22 protein-coding genes are annotated in these 19017 nt (G+C 60.1%); 16 read left to right on the top strand and 6 right to left on the bottom strand.

Annotated elements, in window-relative coordinates:
• Positions 1-5: 5 nt before the first annotated feature.
• The 3 genes from AC1RDQ_RS20780 to AC1RDQ_RS20770 form a co-directional block, all read right to left on the bottom strand.
• Positions 6-563 (bottom strand): Smr/MutS family protein, encoded by a 558-nt coding sequence (locus AC1RDQ_RS20780; RefSeq protein WP_057715753.1) that lies wholly within the window; start codon positions 561-563, stop codon positions 6-8.
• 78 nt (positions 564-641) lie between these two features.
• Entirely contained in the window at positions 642-962 is a 321-nt protein-coding gene (locus tag AC1RDQ_RS20775; protein WP_008048404.1) for a hypothetical protein, read from the bottom strand.
• 131 nt (positions 963-1093) lie between these two features.
• The gene (locus tag AC1RDQ_RS20770; RefSeq protein ID WP_056721821.1) at positions 1094-1684 is read right to left on the bottom strand and encodes a cysteine hydrolase family protein; all 591 of its coding nucleotides are present in this window, start codon (positions 1682-1684) and stop codon (positions 1094-1096) included.
• Positions 1685-1922: 238 nt separating this feature from the next.
• Here AC1RDQ_RS20770 and prmB point away from each other — a divergent pair, with 238 nt between their 5' ends.
• Positions 1923-2831 (top strand): 50S ribosomal protein L3 N(5)-glutamine methyltransferase, encoded by a 909-nt coding sequence (gene prmB, locus AC1RDQ_RS20765; RefSeq protein ID WP_218496843.1) that lies wholly within the window; start codon positions 1923-1925, stop codon positions 2829-2831.
• A 128-nt stretch (positions 2832-2959) separates the two neighbouring features.
• Here the strand turns inward: prmB and AC1RDQ_RS20760 are convergent, their stop codons facing one another.
• Both AC1RDQ_RS20760 and AC1RDQ_RS20755 read right to left on the bottom strand, forming a co-directional pair.
• A complete protein-coding gene (locus AC1RDQ_RS20760) occupies positions 2960-3751 on the bottom strand; it encodes a hypothetical protein (protein WP_154860706.1) in 792 nt (263 codons plus the stop codon).
• Positions 3752-3839: 88 nt separating this feature from the next.
• Positions 3840-4838, bottom strand: a complete 999-nt coding sequence (locus AC1RDQ_RS20755; protein ID WP_492587997.1) for an alpha/beta hydrolase — start codon at positions 4836-4838, stop codon at positions 3840-3842.
• A gap of 83 nt (positions 4839-4921) precedes the next feature.
• Between AC1RDQ_RS20755 and aroC the strand changes: the two genes are divergently transcribed.
• From aroC to mtnC, 5 genes are read left to right on the top strand one after another with little or no spacing between them, the layout of a single operon-like run.
• The gene (aroC, locus tag AC1RDQ_RS20750) at positions 4922-6013 is read left to right on the top strand and encodes a chorismate synthase (protein ID WP_057715749.1); all 1092 of its coding nucleotides are present in this window, start codon (positions 4922-4924) and stop codon (positions 6011-6013) included.
• A 29-nt stretch (positions 6014-6042) separates the two neighbouring features.
• Positions 6043-7194, top strand: coding sequence for an MFS transporter (locus AC1RDQ_RS20745; protein WP_090453989.1), 1152 nt, complete (start codon positions 6043-6045; stop codon positions 7192-7194).
• A complete protein-coding gene (locus AC1RDQ_RS20740; RefSeq protein WP_492587996.1) occupies positions 7191-7811 on the top strand; it encodes a methylthioribulose 1-phosphate dehydratase in 621 nt (206 codons plus the stop codon). The genes AC1RDQ_RS20745 and AC1RDQ_RS20740 overlap by 4 nt, the downstream gene beginning before the upstream one ends.
• A 20-nt stretch (positions 7812-7831) precedes the next feature.
• Entirely contained in the window at positions 7832-8377 is a 546-nt protein-coding gene (locus tag AC1RDQ_RS20735) for a 1,2-dihydroxy-3-keto-5-methylthiopentene dioxygenase (RefSeq protein WP_057715746.1), read from the top strand.
• Positions 8378-8381: 4 nt separating this feature from the next.
• The gene (gene mtnC / locus AC1RDQ_RS20730) at positions 8382-9065 is read left to right on the top strand and encodes an acireductone synthase (protein ID WP_492587995.1); all 684 of its coding nucleotides are present in this window, start codon (positions 8382-8384) and stop codon (positions 9063-9065) included.
• A 124-nt stretch (positions 9066-9189) separates the two neighbouring features.
• On the opposite strand, the gene AC1RDQ_RS20725 is transcribed toward mtnC, so the two are convergent.
• Positions 9190-9468 (bottom strand): DUF3509 domain-containing protein, encoded by a 279-nt coding sequence (locus tag AC1RDQ_RS20725; RefSeq protein WP_057715744.1) that lies wholly within the window; start codon positions 9466-9468, stop codon positions 9190-9192.
• Positions 9469-9826: 358 nt separating this feature from the next.
• On the opposite strand from AC1RDQ_RS20725, the gene AC1RDQ_RS20720 reads away from it, so the two are divergent.
• The 10 genes from AC1RDQ_RS20720 (at position 9827) to AC1RDQ_RS20675 (ending at position 18900) form a co-directional block, all read left to right on the top strand.
• Positions 9827-11665, top strand: coding sequence for a long-chain-acyl-CoA synthetase (locus AC1RDQ_RS20720; RefSeq protein ID WP_057715743.1), 1839 nt, complete (start codon positions 9827-9829; stop codon positions 11663-11665).
• Positions 11666-11762: 97 nt separating this feature from the next.
• Positions 11763-12281 carry an ankyrin repeat domain-containing protein gene (locus tag AC1RDQ_RS20715; RefSeq protein ID WP_218496822.1) on the top strand — a complete coding sequence of 173 codons (519 nt, stop codon included), beginning with the start codon at positions 11763-11765 and terminating at the stop codon, positions 12279-12281.
• Between the two features lie 231 nt (positions 12282-12512).
• Positions 12513-13043 (top strand): hypothetical protein, encoded by a 531-nt coding sequence (locus tag AC1RDQ_RS20710; RefSeq protein WP_492587994.1) that lies wholly within the window; start codon positions 12513-12515, stop codon positions 13041-13043.
• A gap of 80 nt (positions 13044-13123) precedes the next feature.
• Positions 13124-13315 (top strand): PLD nuclease N-terminal domain-containing protein, encoded by a 192-nt coding sequence (locus tag AC1RDQ_RS20705; RefSeq protein ID WP_057715740.1) that lies wholly within the window; start codon positions 13124-13126, stop codon positions 13313-13315.
• A gap of 160 nt (positions 13316-13475) precedes the next feature.
• The gene (speE, locus tag AC1RDQ_RS20700; protein ID WP_057715739.1) at positions 13476-14351 is read left to right on the top strand and encodes a polyamine aminopropyltransferase; all 876 of its coding nucleotides are present in this window, start codon (positions 13476-13478) and stop codon (positions 14349-14351) included.
• 216 nt (positions 14352-14567) lie between these two features.
• Complete coding sequence (locus tag AC1RDQ_RS20695; protein WP_046042937.1) at positions 14568-14801, top strand: hypothetical protein; 234 nt, start codon at positions 14568-14570, stop codon at positions 14799-14801.
• Positions 14802-15011: 210 nt separating this feature from the next.
• Complete coding sequence (locus tag AC1RDQ_RS20690; RefSeq protein WP_007971898.1) at positions 15012-15356, top strand: ribonuclease E inhibitor RraB; 345 nt, start codon at positions 15012-15014, stop codon at positions 15354-15356.
• Positions 15357-15721: 365 nt separating this feature from the next.
• Complete coding sequence (locus tag AC1RDQ_RS20685; protein WP_046042936.1) at positions 15722-17131, top strand: circularly permuted type 2 ATP-grasp protein; 1410 nt, start codon at positions 15722-15724, stop codon at positions 17129-17131.
• Between the two features lie 12 nt (positions 17132-17143).
• Positions 17144-18094, top strand: coding sequence for an alpha-E domain-containing protein (locus AC1RDQ_RS20680; RefSeq protein ID WP_057715736.1), 951 nt, complete (start codon positions 17144-17146; stop codon positions 18092-18094).
• Positions 18091-18900, top strand: a complete 810-nt coding sequence (locus AC1RDQ_RS20675) for a transglutaminase family protein (protein ID WP_154946569.1) — start codon at positions 18091-18093, stop codon at positions 18898-18900. Before AC1RDQ_RS20680 ends, AC1RDQ_RS20675 begins: the two co-directional genes overlap by 4 nt.
• Positions 18901-19017: the final 117 nt, after the last annotated feature.

Raw genomic sequence — 19017 nt, 5'->3', positions numbered from 1 at the left:
CAGCTTTACTCGTCACGACCTTCCATCATGGTGCGTTTGAGCATCACATAAACCGCGCCGGCACCACCATGTTTCGCCTGGCACGAGGTGAAGCCGAGTACCTGTGGATGCTGGCGCAGCCAGGTGTTGACGTGGCTTTTGATCATCGGCCGCTTGCCGTCCAGGCGAACAGCCTTGCCATGGGTGACGCGCACGCAGCGGATTTCGAATTTGGTGGCTTCAGCCAAAAATGCCCAGAGGGTTTCCCGGGCCTTTTCCACGCTCATGCCGTGCAGGTCGAGGCTGCCTTCGAAAGGAATCTGCCCGACCTTGAGCTTGCGCATCTGGCTTTCCTGCACGCCATCGCGGGCCCACATCAGCTCGTCTTCAGGGCCGACGTCGATGACGAACTGATCGGACAGCCCGTCGACGGTGGTGGATTCGGTGCGCACGGTGGCCGCTTGACGCAGCTTGGCAATCTGCGCGCGGTCAGCCTTGGGTTTGCCGGTTTCGGCGCGATCGTGCTTGATCGGCTTGACGCCTTGGATCGCGCTTTTGAACAGGGAAAAATCGTCGTCTTGCATGTCAGCCTCCGCGAAGGGCGGCCAGTTTACCCAACTCGAAGCGAATCGGGCGCGACAAAAACGCGCGCGATGCCAGGCTCAGTCGTGTTTTTTCATCAGGTGCGGGGACATGGCCAGCTCCCGCGACTGCCGCGAGCGACGACGGCAACGGCGCCATAGCCAAACACCGAGGTACAGCACGAACAGGCCGATGGCCAGGATCACGGCAGCACCGGTGCGGCTTGTGTTCAATTCACCCAGGGCGGGTGCGTGGCCGAGCAGGCTGGCGGCACCGGCCATGGCGAGCAACACGCCGCACATCGCCAGCAACGCCGCGAACGTCGCGCCGATTCGAAAACGCCAGTTGCTTTGGCCTTTGGGCCGCAAGCGGCGAGCGTCAAAACCATCGGATAACTTCATTCCGACCTTCCTCAATGGGTATCGGCCCTTCGACCGGGAGTTGACCGGGATGTTCCTGAGGCTAAGACAATTACGGCAAATGGGAGGCTTTTGCGGATGAGCGGCGTTCCAGGCCGCTCATTGAGCGTCGATCAGATCAGTTCACGGGTCAGCGCGAGGGTGGCGAAGTTGTCGCCCATGATCGCCATTTCCGTCTGATGGACGTGTGCGGCACTGAGTACGCCGCCCTTGTAAGGCAGGTCGCGGGTGGCGCAGGCGTCTTCCACCAGGGTGCAGCGGAAGCCCAGGTTCTTGGCGGCACGCACCGTGGTGCTGACGCTAGAGTGGCTCATGAAGCCGCAGACGATCAGGTCAAGGGCGCCGAGGTCTTCCAGGCGTTGTGCCAGTTCGGTGCCGTGAAAAGCGCTTGGCAACAATTTGCCGATGACGGTTTCATCGCTCTGTGGCTCCAGGCCCGGAATGAACTCACCACCTACGCCCTGTGGGTTGAACAGCCCTCCGAGGGTGCCGAGGTGGCGGACATGCACGATCGGCCGGCCGGCGGCGCGGGCAGCGGCGAGCAATTGCTTGATGTTCGCGACAGCTTCATCCATGCCGCTCAGGGCCAGGGGACCGCTGAGGTATTCTTTCTGGGCATCGATGATGACCAGGGTGGCATGGCTCAGATTGGCCGCTGCATAACCGCGGCCGCTGAGTTGAAACATCGTTTTTGGAACAGACATTCTGGGGCTCCTTGGAGTGGGGCTTTTGCGCCATTGTCCTCTGGCTGAGCGGTTCTGTGAATCGCTACGATCGTAGGTGCCGTCGTTGCTGGCCTGTAGCCTTGTCAATAGTCACGTTTTGTTCAATAGCCTAGCGAAAAAATGGATAACTCCTACATTTGAATCGGTACTTTCCCGCGTCGTCGTGAAGTCGTTTGACTGGTAGAATCCCCCGTCGATTTTTCTGGAGTTTGCCGTCGTGATCACTTCCCGCCTTCGTACCCTGCGTGACCATATCCGTTGGGCCGTCAGCCGCTTCCATGGGGAGGATCTTTTTTTCGGCCATGGCACTGATAACGCCTGGGACGAAGCCCGGCAATTGGTGTTGGGCGCGTTGCACCTGCCGTGGGAAATATCCGACAGCTACCTCGACTGCAATCTGGAAGAAGACGAAGTGGTTCACCTGCAGCTTTTGCTCAAGCGCCGCATCGAAGATCGGGTGCCTACCGCGTATCTGCTGGGCGAGGCCTGGTTCTGTGGCATGTCGTTCATCGTCGATGAGCGTGTGCTGATCCCGCGCTCCCCCATTGGCGAGTTGATCGAAAACCGTTTTACCCCCTGGCTGGCTACCGAGCCGGCGCGGATTCTCGACCTGTGCACCGGTTCCGGTTGCATCGGCATCGCCTGCGCCTACGAGTTCCAGCATGCCGAGGTGGTGTTGGGGGACCTGTCGTTCGAAGCGCTGGAAGTGGCCAATCAGAACATCGAGCGCCATGGTGTCGATGAGCGTGTGTACACGGTGCAGGGCGACGGTTTCGAGGGCTTGCCGGGTCAACGTTTCGACCTGATCGTGTCGAACCCGCCCTACGTCGATGCGGAAGATTTCGCCGACATGCCGGACGAGTACCAGCACGAACCGGAACTGGGCCTGGCCTGCGGTGATGACGGTTTGAACCTGGTGCGGCGCATGCTTGCCGAGGCGGCGGATCACCTGACCGAGAAGGGCTTGCTGATTGTCGAAGTGGGCAACAGCCAGGTGCACGTCGAGGCGTTGTACCCGGAAGTCGACTTCGCCTGGCTGGAGTTCGAGCGTGGCGGCCATGGTGTGTTCATGCTCAGCGCGCAGCAGTGTCGTGAGCATCAGGCGTTGTTCGCTTCTCGCGTCTGACCTTGTAGGAGCGAGCTCGCTCGCGATGGACGTAAGGGCGACGTGTTTATTCAGAATACACGCGTCATCGTTAACGTCCATCGCGAGCAAGCTCGCTCCTACAATGAATGCGCCGCGGTCTCAAGCCTTCAACGATGCGTGGCAATCCAGATCAACAACCCCGCCTGAAACACCGCAAATGCCACCAGGCAGGTGATGGTGAATCGCAACCCGGCGTCTTCGCGTTTGTACTTGCTGACCTTTTCTTCGTGTTTCTTGAGTTTGACTTCCTGCTCGGCCAGGTTCTGTTCGGCTTGCTGGAGCATCTGCGCCGCCTCGAGGATTTCCACGACCTGCAGTTTTTCGCTGTTCCAGTCGCCAGAGAGGTCGCCGACCTTGACCGGCTTGACGCTGCCTTTCAAATGCTGGGCATCGGCATACACCACGTCGAAACCGTGCACGCGCAAAAAATGATCGCGGCGCAGGCGGGTGTCTTCGTTCAGTGCATCCTTGTTGTTCAGGTCAAAGCCGTCGACGGTGTAGGTCGGCCAGCGCTTTTTCGCCCAATTGATGCCCTGGGCCGCCAAGTAGCGACCAATGCCACGGTTCAGCGGTTCAATCTGCAGTCCGCTTTCCGGTCCGAAATGCACGCGTTTTTCGGCGTGTTCGACCCACACGTCCAGATGATTCTGTTCCTTGCGTACGCGCTGGCCGGGCAGGGTGATGCTCATGCGCATCAGGCTGTGCGTCTTGTCATTGCGTTCGGCATAGCCTAACTCGACAAAGCGCAATGGGCGTCCGCCTGTGTTGCGGTCAGTCTGCAGGGGCGCCAGACGGAGCATCTTGTGGTGCTCGACGTGGACGTCCGCCCAGGGCAGCTCGACCGCTGGCGGCACGTCTTTTTCAGCGCTGGTGTCGGGTGAAGTCTGGGTGTCAGTCATAACGGCGAGATCCTGTCCAAGCTCAGCTTGTCGCCAACCAATGTGTTGGCGACAAAGGCTTATCGGCCGTTTTTTTCAAGACTGGAGGTTAACTGGCGCGAAGTCCGTCAATAAAACCGAGGATTCGTGTGCCCAGTTCCGCCGCCAGGGGCAGCTGCGGGTCCTTATAGGAGGCCAGTTGGCGTTTGACGTCGTTGGGCACGATGCGCATGACGTGGTTCATGCCCTCGATCAGCGCCAGTTCGGCGTCCGGTTTGGCAGCCTTGAGCAGCCTTGCGTCATTGACGCCGACCTGGATGTCGTTGCTGCCCTGGATGATCAGTGCTGGCATTTTCAACTTCGCAAATGCTGCGGCCGGGTCCTGGCGGAACAGGGAAATCAGGTAAGGCTGCACGCTCGGACGGAAAATCACCTGCAAGGGTGGCGGCACATTGTCGTCGGTTTTTCCGGCCTTGAGGCTGTCGAGCAATTGATTGCTGCGCAGCATCAGCGGTTGAGGCAGGCGATTGCCCAGTTGCTCGCGAATGACCTGATCCACCGGTCTTGCGCTGCCGGAGACAGAAATCACCGCGTCGGCATCGATATCCGGCGCAGCGAGGCTGGCGATCAGGGCGCCTTCGCTGTGACCCAGCACGATCAACTGGCCAAAACGCGGATCGGTCTTGAGTTTCCGGCCCCAGGCTTGGGCATCGGCCACATAAGCTTCCACCGTCAGATTGCGTTCATCCGGGGTCGCCGCCAGGCTCGCGGCCACGCCACGCTTGTCGTAACGCACGCTGGCGATGTTGTGTTTGGCCAGCACCCAGGCCAGGCGCTTGAGGCTGTCATTGCGCCCGCCGTCGGCGTTGTTTCCGTCACGATCCGTAGGGCCGGAGCCTGAAATGATCAGGACAACCGGCACTCGATTGTCGGATTTTGGCAGCAACAGCGAGCCGAAAAGCTCGCCGGTGCCCGTATCCAATGTGACCGGTCGTTGCAGGACAGTCGCCTGGGCGAAGCCGGAAATCAGGGTAAGGCTCAAGGCTAGAACTCGCAGCATCATCGCGCCATTATCAAGAAGATGCCGGTTGGACTCACGGGCACCCATAAGGTTCGAGGATGAACTACTTGGGTAGCCTGCGTATACTGGCGCGCATTACGTATTCAGGTTCATTTCACGGAGCGTCCTGCATGTCCGGCAATACCTACGGCAAGCTGTTCACTGTCACCACCGCGGGCGAAAGCCATGGCCCGGCGTTGGTCGCCATTGTCGATGGCTGCCCGCCGGGGCTGGAGATTTCCCTGGAGGATCTGCAGCGTGACCTGGACCGCCGCAAGCCCGGCACCAGCCGCCACACCACCCAGCGCCAGGAAGCCGACGAAGTCGAAATCCTCTCCGGCGTGTTCGAAGGCCGCACCACCGGTTGCGCCATCGGCCTGTTGATCCGCAACACCGACCAGAAGTCCAAGGACTACTCGGCGATCAAGGACCTGTTCCGCCCGGCCCACGCCGATTACACCTACCACCACAAGTACGGCGAGCGCGATTATCGCGGCGGCGGTCGCAGCTCGGCCCGTGAAACCGCGATGCGCGTCGCGGCCGGTGCGATTGCAAAAAAATACCTGGCCAGCCAGGGCATCGTCATTCGCGGCTACATGAGCCAGTTGGGGCCGATTGAAATCCCGTTCAAGACCTGGGATTCGGTCGAGCAGAACGCCTTCTTCAGCCCGGACCCGGACAAAGTGCCTGAGCTGGAGGCCTATATGGACCAGTTGCGTCGCGACCAGGATTCGGTCGGTGCGAAAATCACCGTGGTCGCCGAAGGCGTGATGCCGGGCCTGGGCGAGCCGATCTTCGACCGCCTCGACGCGGAGCTGGCCCATGCGCTGATGAGCATCAACGCGGTCAAGGGCGTGGAAATCGGCGCCGGTTTTGCCAGCGTCGCCCAGCGTGGCACCGAGCATCGCGATGAAATGACCCCGGAAGGTTTCCTCAGCAACAACGCGGGCGGCATTCTCGGCGGTATTTCCTCCGGTCAGCCCATCGTTGCGCACCTGGCGCTGAAGCCGACGTCGAGCATCACAACGCCGGGCCGTTCCATCGACATCCATGGCAACCCGGTGGAAGTGATCACCAAGGGCCGTCACGACCCGTGCGTGGGCATCCGCGCCACGCCGATTGCCGAGGCGATGATGGCCATCGTGCTGATGGATCACCTGCTGCGCCATCGTGGGCAAAACGCCGACGTGCGTGTGAGCACGCCGGTGCTGGGTCAGCTGTAAATGGCTGACATCATGGTCGCAGCCGTCTGATGGCGACTGCGGCGCTCCCGTACTGGCGGCTCTCCAGTTTCTATCTGTTCTATTTCGCCTTGCTCGGTTCGACAGCGCCGTTTCTGGCGCTGTACTTCGATCACCTGGGGTTCAGCGCCGCGCGGATCGGCGAGCTGGTGGCGATCCCGATGCTGATGCGCTGTGTGGCGCCGAACATCTGGGGCTGGCTGGGCGACTACACCGGTCGGCGACTGGCCATCGTGCGCTTCGGCGCGGTGTGCACGCTGCTGACCTTTTCGCTGATCTTCGTCAGCAAGACCTACGCCTGGCTGGCGATGGTCATGGCCTTGCATGCGTTCTTCTGGCACGCGGTGTTGCCGCAGTTCGAAGTCATCACCCTGGCGCACTTGCAGAGCCAGACCTCGCGCTACAGCCAGATTCGCCTGTGGGGCTCGATCGGTTTCATCATCACCGTGGTCGCGCTGGGTCGTTTGTTTGAATGGCTGAGCCTGGACATCTATCCGGCGGCGCTGGTGCTGATCATGGTGGGCATCGTGCTCAGCAGTCTGTGGGTGCCCAATGCCCAACCGGCCCCGGGCAACCGGGTGGCGGGGGAGGGATTCCTCAAGCAACTGCGCAACCCCGGCGTTTTGGCGTTTTACGGCTGCGTGGCGCTGATGCAGATGAGCCACGGACCGTATTACACGTTCTTGACCCTGCACCTTGAGCGCCTGGGTTACAGCCGGGGTGTGATCGGCATGCTCTGGGCGGTCGGCGTGGTCGCCGAAGTCCTGATGTTTCTGGCCATGAGCCGGATCTTCGCGCGCTTTTCACTGCGCCGGGTGCTGATGGCCAGCTTTCTGCTGGCGGCATTGCGTTGGCTGTTGCTGGGTTCGCTCGCAGAGTTTCTTTGGGTACTGCTGTTTGCCCAGATCCTGCACGCGGCGACGTTCGGCAGCTTTCACGCCGCTGCCATTTCATTCGTGCAACGTAGCTTCGGTGCACGCCAGCAAGGCCAGGGCCAGGCGCTGTACGCCGCATTGGCCGGCACCGGCGGTGCGTTGGGCGCGTTGTATTCCGGCTACAGCTGGAATGCCCTCGGCGCGGCATGGACATTTAGTATTGCCAGTCTCGCAGCCGTCGCGGCTGCCGTTATCATTGCCACACGTATGCAAGAGGACAGGCCATGAGCCTTACCCGTGAACAACTCGCCCAGGAAATCATCGACGCCGGGCGTTTTCTGTATGGCTGCGGCTGGTCGCCGGCCACCAGCAGTAATTACTCGACGCGCCTGTCGCCGAGCGAAGCCTTGTTGACCGTGTCCGGCAAGCACAAGGGGCAACTGGGCATGGACGACGTGTTGGCCACCGACCTGTCCGGCAACAGCCTGGAACCGGGCAAGAAACCGTCCGCCGAAACCCTGTTGCACACCCAGCTCTACAGCTGGCGCCCGGAGATCGGTGCTGTGTTGCACACCCATTCCGTGAACGCCACCGTGCTGTCGCGCCTGACGCCGCAAGACTTCATCGAGTTCGAAGACTACGAACTGCAAAAGGCCTTCAGCGGTGTGACGACCCACGAATCCCGGGTGCGGGTGCCGATTTTCGACAACGACCAGGACATTGCGCGACTGGCCGCCAAGGTGCAGCCTTGGCTCGACGCCCATCCCGATTGCGTCGGCTACCTGATCCGTGGCCATGGCCTGTACACCTGGGGCGCGCGCATGAGCGATGCCCTGCGGCAGATCGAGGCCTTTGAATTTTTGTTCGAGTGCGAGTTGAAGATGCGCTCGCTCTTTAAAGCATGAACCGTTAAGGAGTTGCCCTGATGAGCAGCCTGTCCGTCTATCACGTCTCCAGCCCTGAAATCCCCAACAAGGTGCTGACCCATTTCGAAGACATCGCCTCGACCCTGGCCGAGCAGGGCGTACGCTTCGACCGCTGGCAAGCCGCGGCGAAGATCCAGCCGGGCGCCACTCAGGACGAAGTGATTGCCGCCTACCAGGAGCAAATCGACAAGCTGATGACCGAGCGCGGTTACGTCACTGTCGACGTGATCAGCCTCAACAGCGATCACCCGCAAAAAGCCGAACTGCGTGCCAAGTTCCTCGACGAACATCGCCACGGCGAAGATGAAGTACGATTTTTCGTTGCCGGCCGTGGCCTGTTTACCCTGCACATCGACGATTACGTCTACGCGGTGCTGTGCGAGAAAAACGACCTGATCTCGGTGCCGGCCGGAACCAAACACTGGTTCGACATGGGCGAACATCCGCACTTCGTCGCGATCCGTCTGTTCAACAACCCGGAAGGTTGGGTGGCCAATTTCACCGGCGAAGACATCGCCAGCCAATTCCCGCGCCTGGAGGACTGAGTCGATGCCGATCAAAGCGATTCTCACCGACATCGAAGGCACCACCAGCGCGGTGAGTTTTGTGTTCGACGTGCTGTTCCCCTATGCCGCCAAACACTTGCCGACGTTTGTCCGTCAGCAAGCCGAACGCGCCGATGTGGCGGAGCAACTGGCTGCCGTGCGCCGCGACAGCAATGAACCGGACGCCGACGTCGAGCGGGTCATCGAGATCCTGTTGGGCTGGATCGCTGAAGACCGCAAGGCCACGCCGCTGAAAGCGTTGCAGGGCATGGTCTGGGAGCAGGGCTATCAGGCCGGGCGGTTGAAGGGGCACGTGTACCCGGACGCCGTTGAAGCGCTCAAGCGCTGGCATCGGGACGGCTTTCAACTGTTTGTTTACTCGTCCGGTTCGATCCAGGCCCAGCGGTTGATCTTCGGCTGCTCAGAGGCGGGGGATCTGACGCCACTGTTCAGCGGCTATTTCGATACCACTTCGGGCCCCAAGCGCGAGGCGCAGTCCTACGCCAACATCACCCAGGCGATCAACCTTGAGGCGGGGCAGATTCTGTTTCTGTCGGACATCGTCGAAGAACTCGACGCGGCGCGCACGGCGGGGATGGCCACTTGCGGGCTGGCCCGCGAGGGTGGGGAACTGGCGGGGCATGTCACCGTGGACAGCTTTGCGCGGATAAATCCCGCCAATTTCTAAACGCCGCAAAACCTGTGGGAGCGAGCTTGCTCGCGATAGCGATATGTCATCCAACATTGATGTTGACTGACACTCCGCTATCGCGAGCAGGCTCGCTCCCACAGTGTTTTTCCGGCAATTTTATTTACAGCGAGTGATAGGTCGGCAGGGCAAACCGTTGCTGGCTCTGCAGCATGGAAATCTGCGGCAGTTCACTGGCTTGTTCGGCGAGGTCGCGGCGAATCGCACTGATGACCCACGTCAGTTGGTCGCCATTGTGCAATTGCTGATAGGAAATCGAGCGCTTGAACACCTTGCCTTCGCCGCCGCTCAGGGTCAGCAGGATCCCACCGTCAGGCCGGGCATGGGTGGTGACTTCGAAGTTGGAGAACAGGGACGAAAATTTTTCCTGAATCAGGTTCATTTCTTTCAGCTCCGTTGGCTCTTGAATGGCAAGCATACGGAGAGGGTTGCAGTGATTGTGCCAGCCTGGGTTGTTTGTAAATTATCGTATAAAACAACAAGTTAGTATCTACGGTGATTTTTGCTTTCGTGCATTCTGCATGAACGGCCATCGTGCATCCTGCATTTTGCGAGGTCGCTCGGCGATTCGATTGAACCATTGCGTGTGCGGGGGGTTCACGATTGGCCCTGTATCAATCGCAGATCAAGATCGCAGATACAAAACATTTCAAAAACCGCGTGTACAGCTCAAGAACCGTTGACGTATTTTCGGGTTCAGTCATCGCAGCCCGACAATAAAAAGATCGAACGGGAGCATCATGAGTCGCACGTCGAACGACACGATTACCTGGAGCATGATGCTCCGCAAGCTGCCTTCCATCGCCAAGGCCATCCCCCGGGTGGTGAGGGGCATGAAGGCCGCCAACGTCAAGGACCCGACCCAGGCGTGTGGTTTGGGCTGGAGTTTCGAGCAAGCCACGTTGCGCAACCCGGATGGCCCGGCGCTGTTGCAAGGTGACGTAACGCTCAGTTACTCCGAGGTCAACCAATGGGCCAATCGCATCGCCCATCACCTGATCGGCCAAGGCATCGGCAAGGGTGATGTGGTGGCGGTCTTCATCGAGAACCGCCCGGAATTGCTGGTGACGATTCTGGCGGTGGCCAAGGTCGGCGCGATCAGTGCGCTGCTCAATACCTCGCAGACCCGCGACACCCTGGTGCACAGTGTGAACCTGGTGGCGCCGGTGGCGATCATTGTCGGTGAGGAGTTGGTCCCGGCGTACCTGGCGGTGCGTGAGCGGGTGTCGATCAAGGCTGCGCGAACCTGGTTCGTTGCCGATCAGGACACCTCTCGCCAACCCGGTATCGCACCTGAAGGTTTCATCAACCTGATGACCGTCAGCCTCGACGACGCCAGCGACAACCCGGCCAGCAGCCAGCAGATTTTCTTCGACGATCCCTGCTTTTATATCTACACCTCGGGCACCACGGGGCTGCCCAAGGCCGGCGTGTTCAAGCACGGTCGCTGGATGCGCAGCTCTGCGAGCTTCGGCATGATCGCCCTGGACATGCGCCCCGAGGATGTCGTCTATTGCACTTTGCCGCTGTACCACGCCACGGGCCTTTGCGTGTGCTGGGGTTCGGCCGTCAGTGGGGCCAGCGGGTTCGCCATCCGCCGCAAATTCAGCGCCAGTCAGTTCTGGAACGATGCGCGCAAGTACCGGGCGACCACCATCGGTTATGTCGGTGAACTGTGCCGCTACCTGGTCGATCAACCGCCCAGCTCCGAGGACAGCCGGCACGATGTGAAGAAAATGATCGGCAACGGTCTGCGCCCCGGCGCCTGGAGCGAGTTCAAGACCCGCTTTGCGGTGAATCACATCTGCGAGCTGTACGCTGCCAGCGACGGCAATATCGGTTTCACCAACATTCTCAATTTCGACAACACCATCGGCTTTTCCCTGATGTCCTGGGAGTTGGTCGCGTACGACCATGACAGCGGCGCGCCGATTCGACAGGCCAATGGCCTGATGCGCAAGGTCGCCAAGGGTGAGCAGGGGTTGTTGCTGGCAAAAATCGACGACAAGGCCCCCCTGGACGGCTACACCGATCCGCAGAAAACCGCCAAGGTCGTGCTTCAGGATGTGTTCGAAAAGGGAGACCGCTACTTCAACACCGGCGACCTGTTGCGCAACATCGGCTTTGGGCATGCACAGTTTGTCGACCGCCTGGGCGACACCTACCGCTGGAAGGGCGAAAACGTTTCGACCACGGAGGTCGAAAACATCCTCCTGCAACACCCGCTTATTTCCGAAGCCGTGGCCTATGGCGTGGAAATCCGCAACACCAATGGCCGGGCCGGGATGGCGGCGATCACTCCTGCCGAATCCCTGGCAACCCTGGACTTCAGTGAGCTGCTGGCCTTCGCCCGCGAGCAGATGCCGGCCTATGCGGTGCCGTTGTTCCTGCGGGTGAAAGTGAAAATGGAAACCACCGGGACGTTCAAATATCAGAAGACCCGACTCAAGGACGAGGCCTTCGACCCGGGTAAAACCGGCGATGACCCGATCTATGCCTGGCTGCCGGGGACACAGACTTATGTACAGGTCACGGAGCAGTTGTTGTCCGACATTCACGGCGGCAAGTACCGCTATTGAATCTGGCTATGGCGGTCCATGAGAAAAAACAAGTGACAGTGCCGGGGGCGCTCGGGAAACTGTCGGCTTTTACGAATGACAGAAAAGGGAGTGCCCAATGTCAGACAAAAGCCGCCAGATGACCCCCGAAGAAGCCGCCGAATTTACCGAACAGGTATTCAACAAGGCACGGGAGGGCGATGCGGCGATGATGGCCGCGCTGCTGACCAAGGGTTTGCCGCCGAACCTGCGTAACCACAAGGGCGATACCTTGCTGATGCTGGCCGCGTATCACGGTCATGTGGACACGGTAAAAGTCCTGCTGGAGCACAAGGCCGACCCGGAGATCCGCAACGACAACGGCCAGAGCCCGATTGCCGGTGCCGCCTTCAAGGGCGACCTGGCGGTGATCAAGGCCTTGGTCGATGGCGGCGCCCAGGTTGAAGGCTCGTCCTTCGATGGCCGCACGGCGCTGATGATGGCGGCGATGTTCAACCGCGTCGAAGTGGTCGATTACCTGATCAGCAAGGGCGCCGACCCGAAAGCCAAGGACGCCAATGGCATCACCGCGCTGGAGGCTGCCAGGACCATGGGGGCTTCCGATACCGTTGCGCAACTGCAAAAGCTCTTGAGCTGACGCCGTACCCTGTGGCGAGGGGGCTTTTGTGGCGAGGGGGCTTGCCCCCGTTCGGCTGCGAAGCAGTCGTAGAATCAGCATATGCGGTCTTTCTGATGTACCCCAATTGAATGTTTTGGGGCCGCTTCGCGACCCAACGGGGGCAAGCCCCCTCGCCACAGGTCCGCATTTCCCTCATTAATGCGCTATCCTTCGCGCCCTCAAAATTCACCTCGCTACAGGATCCTCCCCATGAAAGCCGCACTCGTCGAACTCATCAGCAAAATCAGCTCCGGGTGCATGGGCGAAGACGAAATCCTCAAGGTCGCGGACGAAGCGGCCCAGGCCTACGCCGATCCCGTGGCTTTTCTGACAGCCAATCCGGACATCAACTACGACGAAACCTTCCCGATCCCGCTGGGTGAGTGGGTGGTGGTCGGCAGCCTGCCGGAAACGGTGCTGTTCCAGGCTGACACATACATGGACCTGTTCGCGCAGATCGTCGCCTCGTTCGGCCCGGGTGTGGAGTTCAATCTCAAGCCCAAGCAACTGGCCAGGACCGAAGCCCTGACCGCGCTCAACCGCATCCAGGTGCAGATGAGCAGCATGAACAAGGAAAACGGTGGCTACACGCTGATGAACTTCAGCCAGTTGCTCGATGACGAGTTGCAGGTGGTCCTGGTCTACGGCAGCGACGTGCCACGGGTGCTGGAATTGTGCACCGAAGTGGGCATTACAGCCGCGCCATCCCTGGAAGCCCTGAAAGTGGCGATCCACGTCTGATCCAGACACTGTCAATAAAAAGGAATCCTCGCCACGACCGTCTATCCTGAGGGGGCATATCACTTTTCGGGAGCGTCACCATGGGTTCTACGTTCAACAGCCTGGTTGCCTTGATCATTTTTGTCCTGGACATCTGGGCCATCATCAACGTCTTCAAAAGTAGTGCCGGGACCGGGATGAAAATCCTCTGGGTACTGCTGATCGCGCTGTTGCCGGTGCTGGGACTGATCATCTGGGCCATTGCCGGGCCGCGGGGCAACGTCAAACTCTGAACAGGCTCCCACAGGATTGTGGAATGCTGATCAACAGAGGTTCGACCTGTCATGTTCCGCGACGTAGAATGCGCGCCTTTCCCGGCCGATCGAGACGCTCGATTGGCCATCATGGGCGGGTAACCGTCCGTTGCCACCCGCATTCATCGGAGCACTTCCCATGAGCAACATCCCTGCCAGCGACTACCTGGAAACCCTCTACGAAGGCTACGGCCAGCGTTTTCGCATGGAAAAACTGCTGCACGAAGTGCGCACCGAGCACCAGCACCTGGTGATCTTCGAGAACCCGCGCATGGGCCGGGTGATGGCGCTGGACGGCGTGATCCAGACCACCGAAGCCGACGAATTCATCTACCACGAAATGCTCACCCACGTGCCGATCCTGGCGCACGGTGCCGCCAAGCGCGTGCTGATCATCGGCGGCGGTGACGGCGGCATGTTGCGTGAAGTGGCCAAGCACCGCAGCGTCGAGCACATCACCATGGTCGAGATCGACGGCACCGTGGTCGACATGTGCAAGGAATTCCTGCCGAATCACTCCAAGGGTGCATTCGATGATCCACGCCTGAACCTGGTGATCGACGACGGCATGCGTTTCGTCGCTACCACCACTGAAAAGTTCGACGTGATCATTTCTGACTCCACCGATCCGATCGGACCGGGTGAAGTGCTGTTCTCGGAAAACTTCTACCAGGCTTGCCACCGCTGCCTGAACGAAGGCGGCATCCTGGTGACCCAGAACGGCACGCCGTTCATGCAGATCGAAGAAGTGAAGACCACCGCCGGTCGCCTGCGCAGCCTGTTCCCGGACTGGCACTTCTATCAGGCCGCCGTACCGACCTACATCGGTGGTTCAATGACCTTCGCCTGGGGCGCCACCAATACCGCTTATCGCAAGTTGTCCCGCGAAACCCTGCAACAACGCTTCGCGGGCAGCGGCATCATCACCCGCTACTACAATCCTGAAATCCACATCGGCGCCTTCGCCTTGCCGCAATACGTGTTGCAGGCAGTGAACAAGCCAAGTAACGACTGATGGATTGAAACGCAGACCTGTAGGAGCGAGCCTGCTCGCGATGGACGTGAACGATGACGCGGGATGTCTGATTTAACGCGGCGTTCTCAAGTTTTTCGCGAGCAGGCTCGCTCCTACAGAAATTTGCGATGGGTGCAGATCCACCGGAACAATTAGCCAGCTAACAAGGTCGAGATAGAGGTAGGCCCATCCATGGGTTTTATCGAGGAGGCACCAATGCAAAAGTGGAAGGTCACTTTCGTGGATGATCATGGCGAAACCATCAACGAAGTCTTTGAGTGCACCGAGCGCCCGGACTACGAGCGTGCTGCCAAGCTCATCAAGGCCCGGCTTCTTCCTGTCGCCGCCGAACTGGATCTGAACGATCTGGAAGGGCGGACCAGTGACGCGAGCGTCAAAGAGCTCAAGTCCCAGAACAGCATTCAAATCCTCGGCATTACTCCAATCTGAACGACACCTGTCGCATTCGCATCCAGGCCTTGGCACGGGCTCTGTCTTGAGGCTACTCTGCAAGCGAGATCAGCGAATGAATCGCTAAGGTCTGGTCTTGTCAGCTCCATGCTTGTTTCCCGCCGGCACATCGGTTGCCGTCGCTCGCGCTGTTCGGTTGCGGGTGAGGGAGTACGGAAAGTCTATCCATCGTTTTGAGGAGGACGTTTCATGAGCACAGCCTATCAAGAAGACATCAGCAGCAGCGTGCTGCGCCGCATGAAAGAAGGCGGTTTTGACTTTTCACGGTTTCATCCCATCGAGTTCTACGCCATTTTCCCGGATGAGGAGCGGGCACGCAGGGCGGCAGGTCATTTCCACCGTGGTGAATCCCTGGATGCGCAAGTCAGTGTGCGCGACGACGGCGCCTGGGCGCTGGAGCTGTGCAAGGTCATGTATGCCACCTACGACGATATTGGCGACTTCGAACAGGGTTTCGAAGCAGTGGTCGAGCCTCTGGGCGGCATCATCGAAGGCTGGGGTGTGAAACAGGAGGTACGAGGGCGACTCGCATAACCTTATGAACAGTGACAATCAGCAATCACGGCTGACCTTCGGGTTGGCCGTTTTCATTTGTGGGCGTTGGACACCAAAAAAAAGCCGCCAGGGCAGGCGGCTAAAAGGGAAGTTCGATGAGCTTTTCAGCGAATGCCTGGATTATCCGTACCCATTGGCGGGCAGTGAAATCAACTCTGACTATGCTGGTGATAGGCGACTACCACGCCTTGCAATGAAGCGGGGGCGATCAGGTTGGGGCATTTACCGCACAGGATTGGTGCGGTACGTGCGCGTTGATTATCCAACCGATTGAAATTTAAGCGTTTATGCCGATGGCACGGGCCTTGCGAAGGTCTGGACGTCCGAGTGACAAGGAGTACGGCATGATCCGCACCTATTTTGATGAGATGTACGATGCCGGCGGCCTGGTCCGCCCGCATTATCGGGAGTTTGCCCGTTGGCTGGCCGAGACGCCTGACGAGCTTCTGGCACAACGGCGACGCGAGGCCGATCTGTTGTTTCATCGCGCCGGGATTACCTTCACGCTCTACGGGGACGAGCAGGGCACAGAGCGCCTGATCCCCTTCGACACCATTCCACGCAGCATCCCCGCCAGCGAATGGCGGATTGTCGAACGCGGCTGCATCCAGCGGGTCAAGGCGTTGAACATGTTCCTCGCCGACCTTTACCACGAGCAGCGCATCATCAAGGCCGGCATCATTCCGGCCGAGCAGGTGCTGGCCAACGAGCAGTACCAGTTGGCGATGCAGGGCCTGGACCTGCACCGCGATATCTATTCGCACATCTCCGGCGTCGACCTGGTGCGCGACGGCGATGGCACCTACTACGTGCTTGAAGACAATCTGCGTACGCCGAGCGGCGTCAGCTACATGCTCGAAGACCGCAAGATGATGATGCGCCTGTTTCCCGAGCTGTTCGCGGCGCAACGCATTGCCCCCATCGACCACTACCCGAACTTGCTGCTCGACACCCTGAAAAGTTCAAGCCCCATCGATAACCCGAGCGTGGTGGTGCTGACGCCGGGGCGCTTCAACAGTGCGTTCTTCGAACATGCGTTCCTGGCGCGGGAAATGGGCGTGGAACTGGTGGAGGGCGCGGACCTGTTCGTGCGTGACGACAAGGTCTACATGCGCACCACCGACGGGCCGAAAGCGGTCGACGTGATTTATCGTCGCCTCGACGACGCCTTCCTCGATCCCCTGGCCTTCAACCCGGAATCGATGCTCGGTGTGCCGGGGCTGCTGTCGTCCTACCGTTCCGGCAACGTGGTGCTGGCCAATGCCATTGGCACGGGGGTAGCGGACGACAAATCGGTGTATCCGTTCGTTACCGACATGATCCGTTTCTACCTCGATGAAGAACCGATCCTGAAGAACGTGCCGACCTGGCAATGCCGTAATCCGTCTGAGCTTTCCCACGTGCTGGCCAATCTTCCAGAACTGGTGGTCAAGGAAACCCAAGGCTCCGGCGGGTACGGAATGCTGGTGGGGCCGGCGGCGACGGCGGCGGAAATCGAAGCCTTCCGCGCGCGGATCATCGCCAAGCCCCATGCGTATATCGCGCAACCGACGCTGTCACTGTCGACCTGTCCGACCTTTGTCGAAAACGGCATTGCGCCACGCCATATCGACTTGCGGCCGTTTGTCCTGTCGGGTCGTGAAACCCGGGTCGTGCCCGGCGGCTTGACCCGCGTCGCCCTGCGCGAAGGCTCACTGGTGGTCAATTCCTCCCAGGGCGGTGGAACCAAGGACACCTGGGTGGTCGAGGATTAAAGGAAGCCTGTCATGTTAAGTAGAACTGCCTCGGATTTGTATTGGATGTCGCGTTACCTGGAGCGGGCGGAAAACCTCGCACGGATGCTCGACATCAGTTATTCGCTGTCGCTGATGCCGCAGGACGGTCGTGGCGACGGTTTGCACGAACTGGCCATGCCGCTGTTGATCACTGGCACCCTGGACGATTACCTGGAGCGCCATGGCGAACTGCATGCCGAACGGCTGCTGCATTTCTTCGCCCTGGATGCGGCCAACCCGGCGAGCATCTACAGCTGCCTCGGTGCCGCACGGGCCAGCGCCCATGCGGTGCGTGGGCGCATCACCGCCGACATGTGGGAAAACATCAACGCCACCTGGCTGGAAATTCGCGGCATCGCCGAACAGGGCCTCAGTCGCTACGGCATGAGCCGTTTCTGCGAGTGGATCAAGGAACGTTCCCACCTGTTCCGGGGTGCGTCCTACGGCACCATCATGCGTAACGATGCGTTTCGCTTCATTCGTCTGGGGACCTTTATCGAACGGGCGGACAACACCTTGCGTCTGCTCGATGCCCGCTATGAAATGGCCGGCGATCAGGCCGAAGCGGTCAGCGATGGCACCGCTCACGCGTATTACCAGTGGAGCGCGTTGTTGCGGGCGTTGTCGTCGTTCGAGGCCTACACGGAAATTTACCGCGACGCCCCCGGCGCCAGGCATGTGGCGGAGTTGCTGTTGCTGCGGGCCGATGTGCCGCGATCCCTGCGCGCCTGCACCGAAGAAATCGACCAGATTCTCTCGCAATTGCCGGGGGCCAACGGTCGCCCGGCACAACGCCTGGCGGCAGAAATGGACGCACGCCTGCGCTACACCGGCATCCATGAAATTCTCGAAGAAGGCCTGCACGCCTGGCTGACCGAGTTCATCCCGCTGGTGCGCCAGTTGGGTAACGCGATTCACAGTTCTTATCTGGAGGCCGCATGAGACTTTCCATTAGCCACGAAACCACCTATCACTACGAAGACAAGGTGCGGGCGAGCATCCAGTATCTGCGCCTGACCCCCCACGACAGCGAGCGCCAGCACGTGCTCAGCTGGCAGCTCGACCTGCCGCGTCCGGTGCGGGCGCAACTCGATCCGTTCGGCAACATCCTGCATGTGCTGACCATGGACGAGCCCCATGAGGCGATCATCATCGGTGCCCGTGGCCAGGTCGATATCGACGAAATGCGTGAGGCCGAACACGAGAGCCAGTCGGCACTGCCGTTTCTGCGCTTCACCCGTTTGACCGAAGCCGACGCCGCCCTGCGTGCGTTCGCCGAGAAGGAATGCAGGCAACGTCGCGATCGCACGGCGCTGATCGATCTGATGCATGGCCTCAACCAGCATATGACCTACACGCCGGGCTCCACGGAAGTGGACACCAGCGCGGCCCAGGCCTTTGCCGGACGGTCCGGCGTGTGCCAAGACCACACCCACGCGTTTCTCGCCTGCACCCGCAGCCTGGGCATTCCGGCGCGTTATGTGTCGGGCTACCTGTACAGCGAAAACAGCGAACACCTGGCCAGCCACGCCTGGGCCGAAGCCTGGCTGGATGACGCCTGGTACAGCTTCGACGTGACCAATGAGCTGGCCCGGCCGGAACGCCATCTGAAACTGGCGGTGGGCCTGGATTACCTGGATGCCTGCCCGGTGCGCGGGATGCGCCGGGGCGGCGGGTGTGAGCAGATGCACGCCAAGGTGCTGGTGTCACCGACGCCAGCGCCGGTGATTTCAGTGCAGCAGCAGTAGGCGCGATACCAAGGAACCTTGTGGGAGCGAGCTTGCTCGCGATGGCGTCATTTCAGTCAATACTTTTGTGACTGATAACCGCTATCGCGAGCAAGCTCGCTCCCACAGGTACGATGT

This window comes from Pseudomonas sp. GW823-FHT02E01 (genome assembly GCF_058797535.1).
This window is presented reverse-complemented; position numbering and strand designations above follow the sequence as displayed.